Source organism: Streptosporangium sp. NPDC050148, from assembly GCF_055586505.1.
In genome coordinates, this window is record NZ_JBVJIA010000008.1 from 269778 (window position 1) to 286479 (window position 16702).

Genomic DNA, 16702 nt, shown 5'->3' on the forward strand with positions numbered 1-16702 from the left:
GGGAGGGGCGGATGCGGATCGGCGAGCTGGCACGGCGCGCGGGGGTCAGTCCCCGGGCGCTGCGGTACTACGAGCAGCAGGGCCTGATCTCGGCCCGCCGCTCGGCCAACGGCTACCGCGAGTACGGGGAGGCGGACCTGCGGCTCGTCTCGGAGATCCGGTCGCTGCTCGCGGTCGGCTTCACCCTGGACGACGCCCGCCCGTTCGTGGCCTGCCTGCGGGCCGGGCACGACTCCGGGGGGTCGTGCCCGGAGTCGGTGGCCGTCTACCGGCGCAAGCTCGCCGAGATCGACGACGAGATCCGCACGCTGCTCGCCCGCAGGGCCGAGGTGGCGGCACAGTTCACCACGGCCTGCCCGGGCTGCGTACTGAGGAAAGCAGGAGAATCATGATCACATTGACCGCCGAGAACTTCGACGAGCAGGTGCTGCGGAGCGACAAGCCCGTCCTGGTCGACTTCTGGGCCGAGTGGTGCGGGCCGTGCAAGATGATCGCCCCGGTCCTCACCGAGATCGAGGCCGAGTACGGCGACCGCCTCACGATCGCCAAGCTCAACGCCGACGACTACCCCGAGATCTCCGCCAGGTACGGCGTCCTCGGGCTGCCCACGCTCAACCTCTACAAGGACGGCGAGGTCGTGCAGCAGATCAAGGGCGCCAAGCCCAAGCGCCTGCTGCTGGCCGACCTGGAGGGCCACATCTGACACGCCCGCGAACCGGGCCCCTGCGGGCCCGGCGCGCGGCGGCTCTCCCCCGGCACGGCCCGGCCGTGCCGGGTGAAAGTTGTCGGTGCGGACGGGTAACGTGCGGCCATGGTGAAAAAGGCTGGCGGCTACCGCTGTGCCGAATGCGGGTGGCAGACGGCCAAATGGGTGGGGCGCTGCGGCGAGTGCCAGGCCTGGGGCACGGTCGAGGAGGAGACGGCCCGCGCGGGAGTGCGGGTGGCCTCCGCCGGGGCGGTGTCGGCCCCGGCCGTGCCGATCGGCCAGGTCAAGGCCGAGGTGGCGCACGCGCGTCCCACCGGCGTGCCCGAGCTCGACCGGGTCCTGGGCGGCGGCCTGGTCCCCGGGGCGGTGGTGCTGCTGGCCGGGGAGCCCGGCATCGGCAAGTCCACCCTGCTGCTGGAGGCCGCGGCCAAGATCGCCCGCCAGCAGACGGTCCTCTACATCACCGGTGAGGAGTCGGCCGCCCAGGTGCGGATCAGGGCCGACCGGATCGGCGCGATCCAGGACCGCCTCTACCTGGCGGCCGAGACCGACCTGAGCGCGCTGGTCTCGCACGTCGAGAAGGTCCAGCCCGACCTGCTCATCGTCGACTCCGTGCAGACGATCGGCTCCATGCAGGCGACCGGCGTGCCCGGCGGGGTGACCCAGGTCAGGGAGGTCGCGGGAAACCTGGTGCGGCTGGCCAAGGAGCGCGGCATGTCCACCGTGCTGGTCGGCCACGTCACCAAGGAGGGCTCGATCGCCGGCCCCCGCACCCTGGAGCACCTCGTCGACGTCGTGCTCCATTTCGAGGGCGACCGGCACTCCCGGCTCCGCCTGGTCCGCGCGATCAAGAACCGGTACGGCCCGGTGGACGAGGTCGGCTGCTTCGACCTGCACGAGAGCGGCATCGAGGGCATCGCCGACGCCAGCGGCCTGTTCGTCTCGCACCGCACCGACCCGGTGCCCGGCACCTGCGTCACCGTCACCCTGGAGGGCACCCGGCCGCTGCCCGCCGAGGTCCAGGCGCTGGTCGCCAGGACCGAGGCCCAGCAGCCCCGGCGCTCCTCCTCCGGGCTCGACACCTACCGGGTGACGATGGTGCTCGCCGTGCTGGAGCGGCGGCTCAACGCCAAACTGGGCGGGTGCGACGTCTTCACCGCGACCGTCGGGGGGATCAAGCTCAGCGACCCCGCGGTCGACCTGTCGGTGATGCTCGCGGTGGCCAGCGCGGCCGGTGACAAGGCGCTGCCCTCGGGGCTGGTGGTGCTCGGCGAGGTGGGCCTGGCCGGGGAGCTCCGCCCGGTCCGCGACGTGCGGCGCCGCCTGTCGGAGGCCGCACGGCTGGGCTTCACCCGCGCCCTGGTCCCCTCGGGCTCCCTGGAGGGGGGCAAGCGGCGGGGCGGCGACAACTCGCTGGTCCCGGTGGCCGGGCGCGGCTCGGCCTTCGCCCCCGGCTTCGACGTCGTCGAGGCGGAGAACGTCTGGGACGCCCTCACCCACGTCACCTGACCCCGCAGATCCCGTGATCGACCGGCCCGCAGGCCCTGCGGTGCACCGGCATCCGGCGATTCCGGGCCCTGCGGGGCCTTCGCCGGTAAGCTGGGTGGTATAGGCAGACCACGGGGGTCAGGTGGCAGCAACCTACAAAGGGCTCGACGAGCGCCGCAGGAGCATCCTGGCCGCGGTCGCCCCGGGCACCGCTCTACGCGACGGCCTGGAGCGCATTCTCCGCGGGCACACCGGCGGCCTGATCGTCCTGGGCTACGACCGGACGGTCGAGGAGATCTGCAGCGGCGGGTTCGAGCTGGACGTCGAGTTCTCCGCGACGCGACTGCGCGAGCTGGCCAAGATGGACGGCGCCATCGTCCTCAACGCCGGTGACCTGCGGATCGTGCGCGCGGCCGTGCACCTGATGCCCGATCCCTCCATCCCGACCGACGAGTCCGGGACCCGGCACCGCACCGCCCAGCGGGTGGCCCTGCAGACCTCCCTGCCGGTCATCTCCCTCAGCAAGTCCATGCGGATCATCGCCCTGTACCTGGAGGGCATCCGCTACGTGGTGGAGGAGTCGGCGGTCATCCTGTCCAAGTCCAACCAGGCCCTGGCCACCCTGGAGCGCTACAAGCTCCGCCTGGACGAGGTCTCCGGCACGCTGTCGGCGCTGGAGATCGAGGACCTGGTCACGGTGCGTGACATCGCGGTGGTCGCCCAGCGGCTGGAGATGGTCCGGCGCATCTCCGAGGAGATCGCCGGTTACGTGGTCGAGCTCGGCACCGACGGCCGGTTGCTCTCCCTGCAGCTGGACGAGCTCGTGGCCGGCACGGAGAGCGACCGCGAGCTGATCGTCCGGGACTACCTGCCCGCGGCCGGTCGCAGGCCGCGCAAGTTCGCCGAGGCGCTGCAGGAGCTCGACCGGCTCTCCTCCACCGACCTGCTCGACCTCTCGATCGTCGCCCAGGTCCTCGGCCACTCGGGCAACGACGCGCTGGAGCAGCCGGTGAGCCCCCGGGGGTACCGGCTGCTGGCCAAGGTCCCCCGGCTGCCGAGCACCGTGGTCGACCGCCTCGTCGACCAGTTCGCCAGCCTGCAGAAGCTGCTGGCCGCCAGCATCGGCGAGCTCCAGGAGGTCGGCGGGGTCGGCGAGGCCAGGGCCCGCCACATCCGCGAGGGCCTCTCCCGGCTGGCCGAGTCGTCCATCCTGGAACGCTACGTCTGAGGACGCCCGGACGGGACCGCGCCGGACGCGGGGTCATACGCGTCACGCGGGTCACACGGGTCACGTCGGGCATGAGGTCACATCGAGCCACGCCGGGTGCGGGTCACGCCGGGCATGAAGGTCACGCCGGGCGCGAGGCCGAGCCGGACGCGGGGTCAGCGCAGGTGGAAGACGGCCTTACGGCTCCGCAGGCCGGGGGCGTGGGCCACGGCCACGTAGGTGCCGGGGCGCGCCGCGACCCGGTCGGACGCGCAGTCGTTCCCGGAGCGGCGGCGGTCCCACACCAGCTCCCGCACGTAGGGGACGCCGCGTTCCAGCCGGTCGACGTGGTCGGTCTCGCCGCTGATGCAGTCGGAGGACGACCACACCCGGTCGGGGCCGGAGGTGATGCGGACCTCCAGGGAGCGCGGTCCCACCTCGGCGGTGCACATGACCTTGCCGACGTTGACCAGCGTCAGGATGAACCGGGGACGGATGCCCGCCGGGTAGACCGTCCCCTGGCCCTCCATGCTCAGCACGAGCTGCCCGGGGGTGCAGGCCTGTCCCGGCCGCCTGTGCCGGACGGCCGTCCCGGCCGCTCCGGTCGCCCTGGAGGTCCCCGGGGACGGTGTGCGGCTCCAGGACGCCGAGGGGGTGACCTCGGGGGGCGGCAGGACGCCCGGCACCGCGTCCGGCGTCTCCTGCGCGGTGGTCCCGCCGCGCTTGCGGACGTCGTCCGGGCCTCCCGTGGCCGAGCACGCCCACGCCACCACGGCGACCACCATGAGCACGGCGATCAACGCGGTCATCCGGCGCCGCCAGTAGACATCGGCTCCGAGGTCGTCACGGAACGTGTCAGGGTCCATGCTCACAGTATGGTCGGCCCGCACGGCCCCGAGGAGGCGACCCGCCGCTTCCCCGGGGCTTCGGCGCCGTTCCGGCCGCGGTGGGGCGGGCGAAAGGCGGACGAAGGAGAAGGAGCCGGATCGGAGACACCGCAGGCGGCACTATCGTCGAAAGGTGCCCGAGTCGAACCGTCTGCTCGAACCCGTCCTCGACTGGTACGCCGGCAACGCCCGCGACCTTCCCTGGCGGACGCCCAGCGCCTCACCGTGGTCGATCCTGGTCAGCGAGATCATGCTTCAGCAGACCCCGGTCGTGCGGGTGCTGCCGGTGTGGACCGAGTGGATGGAGCGCTGGCCCACCCCGGCCGACCTCGCCCGGGAGACACCCGGTGAGGCCGTACGCCACTGGGGCCGGCTCGGTTACCCGCGCCGGGCGCTGAACCTGCACGCGTGCGCCCGCGCGATCACCGACCGGCACGGCGGCGAGGTCCCCCGCGACCACGACACCCTGCTGACGCTTCCCGGTGTCGGCGAGTACACCGCCGCCGCGGTCGCCAGCTTCGCCTTCCGGGGCCGGCACCCGGTCCTCGACACCAACGTGCGGCGGGTCCTGGCGCGGGCCGTCGGTGGCGAGGAGTACCCGCCGAAGGCCACCACGCCGGCCGAGCGCAGGCTCGCCGCCTCGTTGCTCCCCGACGCCGACCGGGCCCCGGTCTGGGCGGTCGCCGTGATGGAGCTGGGCGCCCTGGTCTGCACGGCCCGCGCGGCCCGCTGCGCCGACTGCCCGATCAGCGACCTGTGCGCGTGGCGGCTGGCGGGCAAGCCCGCCTACGACGGCCCCGCGCGCAGGGGCCAGACGTACGCGGGCACGGACCGCCAGTGCCGCGGCCGTCTCCTGGCGGTGCTGCGCCAGGCCCACGGCGCCGTCCCCAAGGACGCCCTCGACGTCGTCTGGCAGGACGTCCCGCAGCGCGAGCGCGCCCTCGACGGCCTGGTGGCGGACGGCCTGGCCGAGGTGCTCGACGACGGCACCTACCGCCTGCCCGGCTGAGACGCCGCCGCTGAGACGACCGTCACTGAGACGCCGTTGCTGAGACGACCGTCCGGGCCCTGGATCGCGCCTCCCGGCCGAACCGGCCGGTCCCGACCGCATCGAGCCCCCCTCCGGGAGTCGCGGAGGGCTCCGGATCGTCCCCTGAGAGGCTCCCGGGCGGGCCGCGGACGGGTCTCCGGGGCCGTTCCTCAGGCGGCCAGGCGCAGGCCCAGGGCGGTGAGGTTGCTCCGGGCCCAGTCGAGCTCCTCGGCGATCATGTTGACCAGCGCGCCGGGCCCCCGGGCCCGCAGCGGCACGGCCAGATCGTGGGTCTCCACCTCGATGTGCGCGGTTCCGTTCACCGCGCCGGAGAGCATCGCGGTGAGGGTGTCCTCCAGGATCGGGCGGGTGCTGGGCAGCTCCTGGCAGGCGGCTGTCAGGTGGTTGTGCACGTGACCGAGTTTGACCACCGGGGCCCCGGCCGCCGCCAGGCCGCGCAGGGCGGCTCCGGGCTCCTCGGCGCCTCCCGACAGGTGGCAGGCGTCCAGGCAGACGCCCAGGTGCTCGGAGTCGATGCCACCGACCCGGTCCAGGGCCTGCTCGGTGGTCTCCAGCACGCAGCCGGGCCACGGCTCGAAGCCCACCCTGACCGTCTTTCCGGTGACGCTGTAGAGCCCGCGCAGCTCCCGGGCCAGCCGCTCCAGGCGGCGCGAGGCGATCGCGTGCAGGTCGGCCGGCCAGTCCCGGCGCCAGCCGATCGGGATGGTGGAGATGCTTCCGAAGCGGACGTCGTCCGGGAGCAGGAAGGCCAGGATCCTGGCCAGCGCCATCGTGTAGCGGTAACGCTCGGGCTTGGCCCAGTCGGGACCGGGCGACTCCTGGTTCCTGCCGCCGGTGCCGTTGAGGCTGACGACCTCCAGGCCGCGCTCCTCCAGGGAGCGGCGCAGGCGCACCAGCTCGATCCGGTCGGCGCTGAGATGGTCGGCGACGCTCGGGGAGAGCCACAGGCCCACGCCCATGCGCTCCACGCCCAGGCGCTTGCGCACCGGCACCGCGTACCTGGTCAGGTGCGCGATCAGGTTCTCCAGGTCCTCGGCGGGGTGGACACCCGCGTTGTAGGCCAGGTGAACGAGCGTCCCGTCCTCGTGCCGTAAACGCATGCGGTGCCTCCCAGGCGTACTTCTCGTGGGTCCCCGATCGCCCCGCGCCGCCCGTTCGCGGCGCCGGAGGCTCTCTCCAGCCGGGAGCTCGGCCCCGGCTCGTGCAGCATCCCGTGCGGGCAGCGACCTCCGCGTCATTCCCGGAGCCGATACGTCGCTACGTCGCGAGGCTGACATCGTCGGCGATCCACGGTGGCCGGTGTGGTTCGAGGATCGCGCGGTGAGGCCCCGCCGAGCTCACTCTACACAGTGTAGTACTACCTGTCGTGGCGTAGACACCCTCTTTGGTAACAAATAGACAGGCCCCGCCGTGAGTCTCCTCACGGCGGGGCCTGCCGGGTGGCCCCGGAGGGCCTTGCGTCCTAGTTCTGGATGGGCTCCGCGATGGCGGCGGCCGAGTCGGGGACCCGGTCGACCGGCGCGTTCTCACCGACGAAGGTGAACTTCGCGTTCTCGCCCTCGCCCTCGACCGCGATCTTCACGATCTGGCCGGGACGGAGCTCGCCGTACAGAATCTTCTCGGACAGGGTGTCCTCCAGCTCGCGCTGGATCGTGCGCCGGAGCGGGCGGGCGCCCATCACCGGGTCGTAGCCACGGTCGGCCAGCAGCTGCTTGGCCTCCTGGGTGAGCTCCATCCCCATGTCGCGGTCCTTCAGACGCAGGCCCACCTGGGCCAGCATCAGGTCCACGATGCGGATGATCTCCTTCGGGGTCAGCTGGTGGAAGACCACGATGTCGTCGACACGGTTGAGGAACTCGGGCCGGAAGTGCTGCTTGAGCTCCTCCTGAACCTTGGACTTCATCCGGTCGTAGTTGGACTCGGCGTCGTTGTTCTTGGCGAAGCCGACCCCCTGGCCCTTGGAGATGTCCCTGGTGCCGAGGTTCGTGGTCATGATGATGACGGTGTTCTTGAAGTCGACCACCCGGCCCTGGGCGTCGGTCAGGCGACCGTCCTCCAGGATCTGCAGCAGCGAGTTGAAGATGTCGGGGTGGGCCTTCTCGATCTCGTCGAACAGGACGACCGAGAACGGCTTGCGCCGCACCTTCTCCGTCAGCTGACCGCCCTCCTCGTATCCGACATAGCCCGGAGGCGAGCCGAACAGACGGGAGACGGTGTGCTTCTCCATGAACTCCGACATGTCCAGCATGATCAGCGCGTCCTCGTCCCCGAACAGGAACTCGGCCAGCGCCTTGGACAGCTCGGTCTTACCGACACCGGACGGGCCGGCGAAGATGAACGAACCACCCGGGCGGCGCGGGTCCTTCAGACCGGCGCGGGTACGGCGGATCGAGCGGGACAGACCCTTGATGGCGTCGTCCTGGCCGATGATCCGCTTGTGCAGCTCGTCCTCCATGCGGAGCAGCCGCTGGGACTCCTCCTCGGTGAGCTTGAAGACCGGGATGCCGGTGGCGGTGGCGAGGACCTCGGCGATGAGCTCCTCGGTGACCTCGGCCACGACGTCCATGTCGCCGGCCTTCCACTCCTTCTCCCGGCGCTCGCGCTTGAGCTGGAGCTGCTTCTCCTGGTCACGCAGGGCCGCGGCCTTCTCGAAGTCCTGCGCGTCGATCGCGGACTCCTTGTCGCGCCGGACGCCCGCGATCTTCTCGTCGTACTCGCGCAGGTCCGGCGGAGCGGTCATGCGGCGGATGCGCATGCGCGAACCGGCCTCGTCGATGAGGTCGATCGCCTTGTCCGGCAGGAACCGGTCGCTGATGTAGCGGTCGGCCAGCTGCGCGGCGGCCACCAGGGCGCCGTCCGTGATGGAGACGCGGTGGTGGGCCTCGTAACGGTCGCGCAGCCCCTTGAGGATCTCGATCGTGTGGCTGAGGCTGGGCTCGGCCACCTGGATCGGCTGGAAACGACGCTCCAGCGCCGCGTCCTTCTCCAGGTGCTTGCGGTACTCGTCGAGGGTGGTGGCCCCGATGGTCTGCAGCTCACCCCGGGCCAGCATCGGCTTCAGGATGCTGGCGGCGTCGATCGCGCCCTCGGCGGCGCCCGCCCCGACGAGCGTGTGCAGCTCGTCGATGAACAGGATGATGTCGCCTCGGGTGCGGATCTCCTTGAGGACCTTCTTCAGGCGCTCCTCGAAGTCACCGCGGTAACGCGAACCCGCCACCAGGGCGCCCAGGTCCAGCGTGTAGAGCTGCTTGTCCTTGAGCGTCTCGGGCACCTCGCCCTTGACGATCTTCTGGGACAGGCCCTCGACGACGGCGGTCTTGCCGACGCCGGGCTCGCCCACCAGGACCGGGTTGTTCTTGGTCCTGCGGGACAGGACCTGCATGACCCGCTCGATCTCCTTCTCCCGGCCGATGACCGGGTCGAGCTTGCCCTCACGGGCGGCCTGGGTCAGGTTACGGCCGAACTGGTCCAGCACGAGGGAGGTCGACGGGGCGGCCTCGGTCGGGCCTCCCGCGGCGGCCGGCTCCTTGCCCTGGTAGCCGTGGAGCAGCTGGATGACCTGCTGCCGGACCCGGTTGAGGTCGGCACCCAGCTTCACCAGCACCTGGGCGGCGACGCCCTCGCCCTCACGGATGAGGCCGAGCAGGATGTGCTCGGTGCCGATGTAGTTGTGTCCCAGTTGCAGGGCCTCGCGGAGCGACAGCTCAAGGACCTTCTTGGCACGCGGGGTGAACGGAATGTGCCCCGACGGCGCAGACTGACCCTGGCCGATGATCTCCTCGACCTGCTGACGCACACCTTCAAGACTGATGCCGAGGCTCTCCAGAGCCTTGGCGGCAACGCCTTCACCTTCATGGATCAAGCCAAGAAGAATGTGCTCCGTACCGATGTAGTTGTGGTTGAGCATCCGGGCCTCTTCTTGGGCCAGGACGACAACCCGCCGTGCGCGGTCGGTGAACCTCTCGAACATCTCGTCGCTCCTCACAGAGCGGTCAGGCAGGTCCGGGATATCCGGGCCCTGTCATCCCGCATGGTAGCCCCGACCCGGCGACCGCTCTATGCAGAAGACGTTCCCCGAGAGCAGGGCGTTCACCCTCATCCAACTACTTACGGGGGGCGGGATGTTCCCGCTACGCCGCAAGCGAACGACGTTTGTCGGCTCCCCGAACGCATCATGCGGTCATGGCCGCCACCGGACCCCACCGTGACCGCCATAACCGCATGATTCACTCGACCGGCCGTGCCGGTCTAGTGAGCCCGCTCGTAGTCTTCGACGATCTTGGACGCGATCCGGCCGCGCTCGCTGACATTCATGCCGCGGGACTTGGCCCACGCCCGGATGTCGGCGCTCTTCTCGCGGGTGAGTGCCCGCGCCCCGCCCGCACGGCGGCGGCGGGCCGGCAGCGCGCCGGAACGACGGGCGCTCTGCACGAAAGGAGACAGGGAGTCCCTGAGCTTCTTGGCGTTAACGTCGCTCAGGTCAATCTCATAGCTGGTGCCGTCAATCGCGAAGGTGACGGTCTCGTCGGCCTCACCCCCATCGAGGTCGTCGATGAGAATCTCCTGGATCTGCTTGGCCATCTACACAATCCTTTCGCGGAGTATTGTTTCATTCGCAAGCCAAACATATACCCGCGACCCAAGAGCGGCAATTCCAGAAGCCTGGCGATTCTCACAGGGAACCGGGGCCCCCGGTGCGGCTCCGTGGTGGATCAGCTGTTCTGCGTCTCGGCCGGATCGGCCTGTTTTGCCTGGCGCCGACCGGCGGCTTCACTCCGAACCAACTTGACGACTCCGAAGATGAAGGCCCCGCCGACGACCGCCGGGGGTATCAACGCGGACAATACTGCGTACATTCGTCCTCGCTCCGCACCGTGGATGGGCTTTCTGGACCGGGAAAAGTGGCGGCGACCCCGGGCACGGGTGCGTGCCCGATCGGTCCGGAACCGCTCACGGATGACCATAGCGCCACCGACCGGCGACATGCGTCTCAGGGGCGCCACGCCCGTCGGTCTCCAGCCTAATGCTTCTCTCCAGCCGCCTTACCGGTTGCACCCGTAAAGCCGTCAAGAAAAACAGCCGGGGAGATCAAGTGATCATCGTCGTCTCCGGAATACCCGGCCGCGCGGGCGTTCCGGCCGTCACACCACCCCCTCCCTCACGGGGAAGTCCCTGCTCAGAAGGCATCCCGGCAGGAACGGCGCCCCGCCGGTATCCCGGGATCCGCAACGGACGGGTTCATCACGGGAATGCCCGCCGCCGGCGGAACACCGGGCGGAGAGCCTCCCGCCTCATGGCCCGGCCGGAGCCGATGCGACGCGAGCGCTTGTAACAAGACGGATCTTCAGTGCTTTCTTGCCTGGAGTATGACTCACTCCGACCGGCCGCACATAGTCGTAGACCGTATAACCACCAAAGGCGAGCCCCCCTCGCGCAACCCCGGCAAGACCGCGCCCCCCCGTTCCGGATCCCTAAGAAGGCCTTCATCGGTCGCCCCGAACACACCGTGAAGACGAACGGGAGAAAGCCGTGAGCACCGCGCAGGACACTCCTGGCGGGCGGAAGCGGCCATTCGGTGAGTGGTGGGCTAACTCCCGACGGCGGACGATCCGGCCATTGAGGGGCCATAGCGGTACGAGGACATCGGTGGCGCCGAGGGCGGATATTTTCCTGGACCGGGCCAAGGGACGGTCATAAGTCGTCCCGCGTCCGGGAGTAAATGGGTTCGCGTGTCCACGGCGTCCCGCCCGGCCCGGCCGTTAGGGCTCCTCGGGGTTCTCGTTTTCCGGCCCCGACGAAGCCGAGTGCGTCAAGACGCGCCTGTGAAGGCGAGTGCATCAAGGCGTGTGCGTGAAATCCCGCGCGTGTGGACGCGTGAGAACGGGCGTGGGAAGGCCGCGCGTCAGGGTCCGTGGAGGACGCCGTGGGGACTGGACGACGCCATGGGGACGAGGAGGTCCGCGGGAAGGCCCACGCGCCTGAAGGCCCGGGGGGCGGAAGGCTCGGGGCAGGAGGCCCGGGGGCGGGGTCGCGGCGAGGGCTCATGGAGGACGCCGCGCGTGCTGGAGGCCGGGTGCGAAGCCGTACGCGAGAGGGCGGCGGGAGGCGCGTGTGCGGGAGCCGGGGGCGGGGGCGCCGGGGGCCGGGGCGAGGCCGGCGTCCCGAGGGCCGTGCCTTGAGGGGCGGGCCTTGAGGGGCGGGCTCGAAAGGCCGCCTCCGAGGGTCGCTTTCGAAGGGCCGGACCGGAAGGGCCGCTTTCGGAGGACCGGGCCGGAAGGGGCTCGCGTCAGGAACCTCGCGTCAGGGATCACGGGGTCCGGGGTCCGGGGTCGCGGGGTCGGGATCGCGTCGCGTCGCGTCGACGCCCCTGGTGTCGCGGGACGCGCACGAAGGCCCTCGCACGAAGAACGGGACCGGCGGTCGAACCACCGGTCCCGTCTCTTCGGGGGAACTACTTGATCTTCACGACGACCGTGTCGGCCACCTTGTCGTGCAGAGCCTGGTGCAGGGGCTGGTCCCAGAGCAGCCACAGGACGTTCAGGAGGGAGAAGATGCGCACGATCCAGTTCAGGAACGGCACCCAGGACAGGAACTGCGGGCCGAAGAACACGCCGGCCCGCTTGAGCGCGACGGCGTTGCTGAGCCCGCCCGGCGGCACGACGTTGCCCACGGGCACGATCTTGATGCCCATGACCATCTTGCCGACGGTCTGCCCGCTCCTGGTCGTCATGAAGAACTCGTAGGCGAAGTACAGCGCCGCTGCGAGCAGGGACGTGAGCAGGGTGGCGAGGAAGAAGCCGCCTCCCGCGTCCAGGGTCCCGGTCGTGCTGTCGAAGCTGGGGGACGTGACGATGACGGCGGCCAGCACGGCGCTGATGATGAACGTCGGGATCCCCAGGATGATCCCGTCGATGAGCCGTGCCACCAGACGCTGCCACCACTCGGCGAGCGGCGCCGGAGCGCCGGGAACGCCGCCGTAGGGCTGTCCGTAGCCCTGCTGGCCGTACGCCGGCTGACCGTAGCCCTGCTGGCCGTAGTCCGGCTGCTGGCCGTACCCGCCCTGCTGACCGTAGCCCTGCTGACCGTAGTCGGGCTGCTGGCCGTACCCGGGCTGGGACGACTGCTGCCCGTAGCCCTGCTGGCCGTAGCCGGGCTGCTGGCCGTAGTCCGGCTGCTGTCCGTAGCCACCGGTCGCGCCCTGCTGGCCGTAACCCGGCTGGCCGTAGCCACCCGTGCCGCCCTGCTGGCCGTAGCCGGGCTGCTGGCCGTAGTCCGGCTGCTGCCCGTACCCGCCGGTGCCGCCCTGCTGGCCGTAGCCGGGCTGGCCGTAGCCGCCCGTGCCGCCGGTGCCGCCCTGCTGACCGTAGCCCGGCTGCTCGTGGGAGGACTGGCCGTAGCCGGGCTGCTGCCCGTACCCGCCGGTCGAGCCCTGCTGGCCGTACCCCTGCTGCTGGCCGTAGCCCTGCTGGCCGTAACCGGGCTGCTGCCCGTAGCCCTGCTGGCCGTAGCCCTGGGCCTGTCCAGGACCGGTGTTCGGCTGTGAGGCCTCCGACCGATATCCCACGACCGTTATGTCGGGGTCGAGTTCACCAGCGGCTCGACCCGCGTTGTGCTGTCCGTATTCAGGCTGCCCCGACGGTGTGCGATCGCGGTCGGGATCATCCTGTGGATACGGCGGCTGTCCGGTGCTCACCGCGTCACCTCACTTAGACTGCGCATGTGGCAGATGTCAGACTCACATGCTTGCTGCAGCACAAGGTATCGACATAGGCAACAACAGTCACCTTTCCGTTGTGTCAGCTCTAAAGTCACTCACGTCGGGCTCACGTGTCAGATGCAGCAGCATCCGCGTATTGCCCAGGGTGTTGGGCTTGACGTGCTCCAGATCCAGGAACTCCGCGACGCCCTCGTCGTAGGAGGCGAGAAGTTCGGCGTACACCTCCGGGGCGACGGGGGTGCCCTGGATCTCCAGGAACCCGTGCCGGGCGAAGAAGTCCACCTCGAAGGTCAGGCAGAAGACGCGGCGCAGGCCGAGTTCGACGGCGGTGCGCAGCAGCGCGGAGACGATGCGGTGACCGATCCCCGCCCCCCGGCGGGCGGGGTCGACGGCGACGGTGCGGATCTCGGCCAGGTCCTCCCACAGGACGTGCAGCGCCCCGCAGCCGACCACCTCCCCGTGCTCGTCGGTGGCGACCCAGAACTCCTGGACGTCCTCGTACAGGGTGACGGTGGCCTTCTCCAGCAGGCGAGGTCCCGCGCCGCCGTAGGTGTCGACCAGGCGCCGGATGGCGCGGACGTCCGGGGTGCGGGCACGCCGGACGGTGACGCCGGCCGCCTCCGGCGGCCCCTCCCGCTCCGTGCCGGTCCGGGATTCACCACCGCTTCCTGCCTCGGCGGGGGCGCGCACGACCGGCGCCGGAGACTGTTCCGCAACCTGCTCCATGACCGATCAGCGTACGTCCTCGCCGTCCCCCCATTACGGCTCACCCCTAACTCGCGCACCACCCCCCTCTCATGACCCTTGGTAGTCCCATTACCACGCTGGGCATCGGGAGTCGAAGTGTGTCGCATTTCATCTTCGGTACGGTCCCGGAGCTGGGCGGACCCCCTCGGGCCCGATGAACCCCTGGGCAAAGGGCCCGTAAAGGCCTCAGTGATCATTTTGAGATGTGATCCGTCCGTGACATTTCAGTTGCGAAACCTCTACTGAATTCGAAGTTCTGGTTGAGCAGGAACCAGGGGTGGACTAATCTCCGTCCTCGATGTCAGAGATGTGAAAAGCCTGACCCGCCGAATCTCCCGCAGGGAGAACCGGGGACCCACCCGAGTCCCCCGGGGTGAATCCGAGTGCCACCGGCGCACCCGGTAGGGCTGCCCTCCGGCCCGAACCCGTCAGCTAACCCGGTAGGCGGCCGAGGAGAGGAGTCCATTGGTGAAGCGCACGCGCGACCGCGGAGGAGACCAGGCGGGTGGCGACGCCCACCGTCCACGACGCGCGCCGCGAGGGCTCCGCCACCGCATGGTGGTGATCGGCCTGGCGTTCGCCACCCTCACCCTGGGCACCCCGCTGGTCGCGGCCTCCGCCGACCCCGAGCCCAGCCTCAAGCAACTGGCCGCGCAGGCCGAGAAGCTGCACAACGAGATCGAGACGCTCGCCGAGCAGTACAACGGCGAGCGGGTCAAGCTCAAGCAGGCGCAGCGTGCCGCGGAGAGCGCCAAGAAGACCCTGGCCACCAGCGAGTCCGAGCTGGCGGCGCGGCGGACCAAGGCCGCCCTGCTGGCACAGAGCAGCTACATGTCGGGCGGCCTGAACGCCGGGCTCACCCTCACCCAGACGTCCGACCCCGACAACTTCCTCGACCAGGCCACCACCAGCTACGCCCTGCAGCAGCAGCAGAGCGAGGAGGTCGCCCAGGTGGGCCGGGCGATCGAGGCCGCGGAGCGGGCGCAGGCCGGTGCCAAGGCCAGGACCTCCGAGGTCAAGAAGCTGCTGACGGAGATCGGCGCCAAGCGCGCCAAGATCGAGCGGCTGGTCGCGCGGGTGGAGAGCGACCTGTTCAAGGAGGTACGCGCCCAGGCCATCGGCAACCGTGGCGCCCGGGTGAAGGTCGACGCGCCCATCGTGGGCAGCGGCAAGGGGGCCGAGGCCGCCCGCTGGGCGCTGACCCAGCAGCTCAAGCCGTACGTCTGGGGCGCCGAGGGGCCCGACTCCTTCGACTGCTCCGGGCTGGTCATGTGGGCCTACCAGAAGGTCGGGATCAGCCTGCCGCACTACACCGGGGACCAGTGGACCGCGGGCACGCGCGTCTCCCGGAGCGAGCTGCGCCCGGGCGATCTCGTCTTCTTCTACAGCGACCTGCACCACGTCGGGATCTACATCGGCGCGGGCCTGATGGTCCACGCCCCCCGGACCGGTGACGTCATCCACATCACCACGATCGACAACCGGCCCTTCGTGGGAGGCGTGCGCATCGCCGGCTGACCGCCACCACCCGTTCGACGCGTCCCGCGCCCACCCGGCGCGGGATCGAGCCTCGGCCGAGGACGGACGGGCGGAGCGGGCGGCTGAATCCGGGCGGCGGCCGGCTAGATCAGGCGGCGGCGGGCCGCCCAGGCCACGGCCTCGATCGCCGTGGCGACGCCGATGCGGTCGCAGATGCCCCTGAGCCTGCGCCTGACGGTCCGGCCGCTGATGTCGAGCCTGCGGCCCACCCTGTCGACGGTGACGCCCTTGGCGAGCTCAGCCAGCAGCACGAGGTCGTCGGCGCTGAGACCGATATCGCCCATGCCCAGGGGGCTGTCGCCATGGCGCGAATCCACTTCCGGATATGCCATCAAGAGTCACTCCCCCCACTCTGGAAACCGGGCCTAAGGCACCATGAATGAATACCGCCCGCCAGGAACGGTAAACGCCTTGTTCAAAGGTCGTCAAGTTCCGCCCTTCATGGCGTTGCCGCACTATTGACATAGCAGGCCATACGTGAAGTACTCATGATATGTCAGCGCCTTTGCGGTTAAGTCATGATCTGCCTCGGGCGTGGACCCGTAACCGTCCCCTGGCTGCGGCGACCGGCATCTTCACAGAACAAGATTTTGCCGGATCGGCAGGTCCCGCGGCCCTCCGGACGCCGGGTTCGCGACGCGCGTACAGGCCCGTATTTTTCGGGAAATCGGCCCCTGTTCCGCCGGTGCGGCGGTGGTCACGTCCCTCGCCGCCTTGACGGCGTGACGTAAAAACCATGAAATGGTGGGCCACCTCGGCTCTTTGCGGCATTTGCGGAGTTTCATGCACGGCCATCCGCATGCCGTAATATCGGGCGTGCTGGAAAGGGAGTTTCTACACCATGCGGAAACTCGTCCGCATGGCACGAAGGGACGCGAGCACCGCCGTTTTCGGGGGCCGGGATCCTGCCCTTCCGCTCCCGGTTCCCCCGCCCCTTACGGGCACACCTCCGGCCGCGGGAGCGTGGCCGCCGCCGATGCGCGACGCCCGGCCGGTGGGTCGCCGTCCGGGCCGTGTCGCCCCGTTCCGCTCCCCTGGAGCCCGGATGGATCGACGGGAGACCCGGGACGCCGTGGCGCCGGGGATGCGGTGGGTGCCTTGGGTGCCTTGGGTGCCTTGGTGCCGTCCGAGGGCCCGAAGGCGCGCTTCCGCCCGGGCGCGGCACAGCGCCCGGCCGGGGACATGATCGTGCTCCGGGCGGGGGGGGGGGGGGGGGGGGGGGGGGGGGGGGGGGGGGGGGGAGCGGGGGGGGGGGGGGGGCCCCCCGGGGCCCAGCTCCGCGCCGAACTCGGCGGCCATCGCGCGCATGTCCCCGGCGAGGCCCTCCAGGTCGAGGGCGGAGATCCGTTCGGCGGGCCCG

Annotated in this window: 13 protein-coding genes and 1 riboswitch; of the genes, 6 read left to right on the forward strand and 7 right to left on the reverse strand. The window is 70.4% G+C overall.

Annotated elements, in window-relative coordinates:
- Positions 1–11: 11 nt before the first annotated feature.
- The 4 genes from ACZ6RT_RS12050 (at position 12) to disA (ending at position 3422) form a co-directional block, all read left to right on the forward strand.
- Positions 12–392 (forward strand): MerR family transcriptional regulator, encoded by a 381-nt coding sequence (locus tag ACZ6RT_RS12050; RefSeq protein WP_344893004.1) that lies wholly within the window; start codon positions 12–14, stop codon positions 390–392.
- Entirely contained in the window at positions 389–703 is a 315-nt protein-coding gene (trxA, locus tag ACZ6RT_RS12055) for a thioredoxin (protein ID WP_344893001.1), read from the forward strand. Before ACZ6RT_RS12050 ends, trxA begins: the two co-directional genes overlap by 4 nt.
- A 108-nt stretch (positions 704–811) precedes the next feature.
- On the forward strand, positions 812–2215 hold the full coding sequence (gene radA / locus ACZ6RT_RS12060) for a DNA repair protein RadA (RefSeq protein WP_470153354.1): 1404 nt from the start codon (positions 812–814) through the stop codon (positions 2213–2215).
- A gap of 121 nt (positions 2216–2336) precedes the next feature.
- Positions 2337–3422, forward strand: coding sequence for a DNA integrity scanning diadenylate cyclase DisA (gene disA, locus ACZ6RT_RS12065; RefSeq protein WP_399189898.1), 1086 nt, complete (start codon positions 2337–2339; stop codon positions 3420–3422).
- Between the two features lie 155 nt (positions 3423–3577).
- Here disA and ACZ6RT_RS12070 read toward each other — a convergent pair whose 3' ends face one another.
- On the reverse strand, positions 3578–4267 hold the full coding sequence (locus ACZ6RT_RS12070; protein ID WP_470153356.1) for a hypothetical protein: 690 nt from the start codon (positions 4265–4267) through the stop codon (positions 3578–3580).
- 154 nt (positions 4268–4421) lie between these two features.
- Between ACZ6RT_RS12070 and ACZ6RT_RS12075 the strand changes: the two genes are divergently transcribed.
- Complete coding sequence (locus tag ACZ6RT_RS12075) at positions 4422–5297, forward strand: HhH-GPD family protein (protein ID WP_470153358.1); 876 nt, start codon at positions 4422–4424, stop codon at positions 5295–5297.
- A 191-nt stretch (positions 5298–5488) separates the two neighbouring features.
- Here ACZ6RT_RS12075 and ACZ6RT_RS12080 read toward each other — a convergent pair whose 3' ends face one another.
- The 5 genes from ACZ6RT_RS12080 to ACZ6RT_RS12100 form a co-directional block, all read right to left on the reverse strand.
- The gene (locus tag ACZ6RT_RS12080; RefSeq protein WP_399189904.1) at positions 5489–6439 is read right to left on the reverse strand and encodes a TIM barrel protein; all 951 of its coding nucleotides are present in this window, start codon (positions 6437–6439) and stop codon (positions 5489–5491) included.
- Positions 6440–6801: 362 nt separating this feature from the next.
- Complete coding sequence (locus tag ACZ6RT_RS12085; protein WP_362799434.1) at positions 6802–9309, reverse strand: ATP-dependent Clp protease ATP-binding subunit; 2508 nt, start codon at positions 9307–9309, stop codon at positions 6802–6804.
- Between the two features lie 278 nt (positions 9310–9587).
- Complete coding sequence (locus ACZ6RT_RS12090; RefSeq protein WP_399189907.1) at positions 9588–9920, reverse strand: Lsr2 family protein; 333 nt, start codon at positions 9918–9920, stop codon at positions 9588–9590.
- Between the two features lie 1870 nt (positions 9921–11790).
- On the reverse strand, positions 11791–12903 hold the full coding sequence (locus ACZ6RT_RS12095; RefSeq protein WP_470153361.1) for an RDD family protein: 1113 nt from the start codon (positions 12901–12903) through the stop codon (positions 11791–11793).
- 216 nt (positions 12904–13119) lie between these two features.
- Positions 13120–13782 carry an amino-acid N-acetyltransferase gene (locus ACZ6RT_RS12100; protein WP_470153363.1) on the reverse strand — a complete coding sequence of 221 codons (663 nt, stop codon included), beginning with the start codon at positions 13780–13782 and terminating at the stop codon, positions 13120–13122.
- A gap of 335 nt (positions 13783–14117) precedes the next feature.
- A riboswitch (cyclic di-AMP (ydaO/yuaA leader) is annotated at positions 14118–14266 on the forward strand.
- Positions 14267–14271: 5 nt separating this feature from the next.
- On the opposite strand from ACZ6RT_RS12100, the gene ACZ6RT_RS12105 reads away from it, so the two are divergent.
- Positions 14272–15321 carry a C40 family peptidase gene (locus tag ACZ6RT_RS12105; RefSeq protein WP_399189913.1) on the forward strand — a complete coding sequence of 350 codons (1050 nt, stop codon included), beginning with the start codon at positions 14272–14274 and terminating at the stop codon, positions 15319–15321.
- A gap of 104 nt (positions 15322–15425) precedes the next feature.
- On the opposite strand, the gene ACZ6RT_RS12110 is transcribed toward ACZ6RT_RS12105, so the two are convergent.
- A complete protein-coding gene (locus tag ACZ6RT_RS12110) occupies positions 15426–15626 on the reverse strand; it encodes a helix-turn-helix domain-containing protein (protein ID WP_344892971.1) in 201 nt (66 codons plus the stop codon).
- Positions 15627–16702: the final 1076 nt, after the last annotated feature.

Coding starts and splice junctions, on each gene's coding strand:
- ACZ6RT_RS12050 (WP_344893004.1), top strand. CDS start 12: ATGCGGATCGGCGAGCTGGCACGGCGCGCGGGGGTCAGTCCCCGGGCG.
- trxA (WP_344893001.1), top strand. CDS start 389: ATGATCACATTGACCGCCGAGAACTTCGACGAGCAGGTGCTGCGGAGC.
- radA (WP_470153354.1), top strand. CDS start 812: ATGGTGAAAAAGGCTGGCGGCTACCGCTGTGCCGAATGCGGGTGGCAG.
- ACZ6RT_RS12070 (WP_470153356.1), bottom strand. CDS start 4,267: ATGGACCCTGACACGTTCCGTGACGACCTCGGAGCCGATGTCTACTGG.
- ACZ6RT_RS12080 (WP_399189904.1), bottom strand. CDS start 6,439: ATGCGTTTACGGCACGAGGACGGGACGCTCGTTCACCTGGCCTACAAC.
- ACZ6RT_RS12085 (WP_362799434.1), bottom strand. CDS start 9,309: ATGTTCGAGAGGTTCACCGACCGCGCACGGCGGGTTGTCGTCCTGGCC.
- ACZ6RT_RS12090 (WP_399189907.1), bottom strand. CDS start 9,920: ATGGCCAAGCAGATCCAGGAGATTCTCATCGACGACCTCGATGGGGGT.
- ACZ6RT_RS12100 (WP_470153363.1), bottom strand. CDS start 13,782: ATGGAGCAGGTTGCGGAACAGTCTCCGGCGCCGGTCGTGCGCGCCCCC.
- ACZ6RT_RS12110 (WP_344892971.1), bottom strand. CDS start 15,626: ATGGGCGATATCGGTCTCAGCGCCGACGACCTCGTGCTGCTGGCTGAG.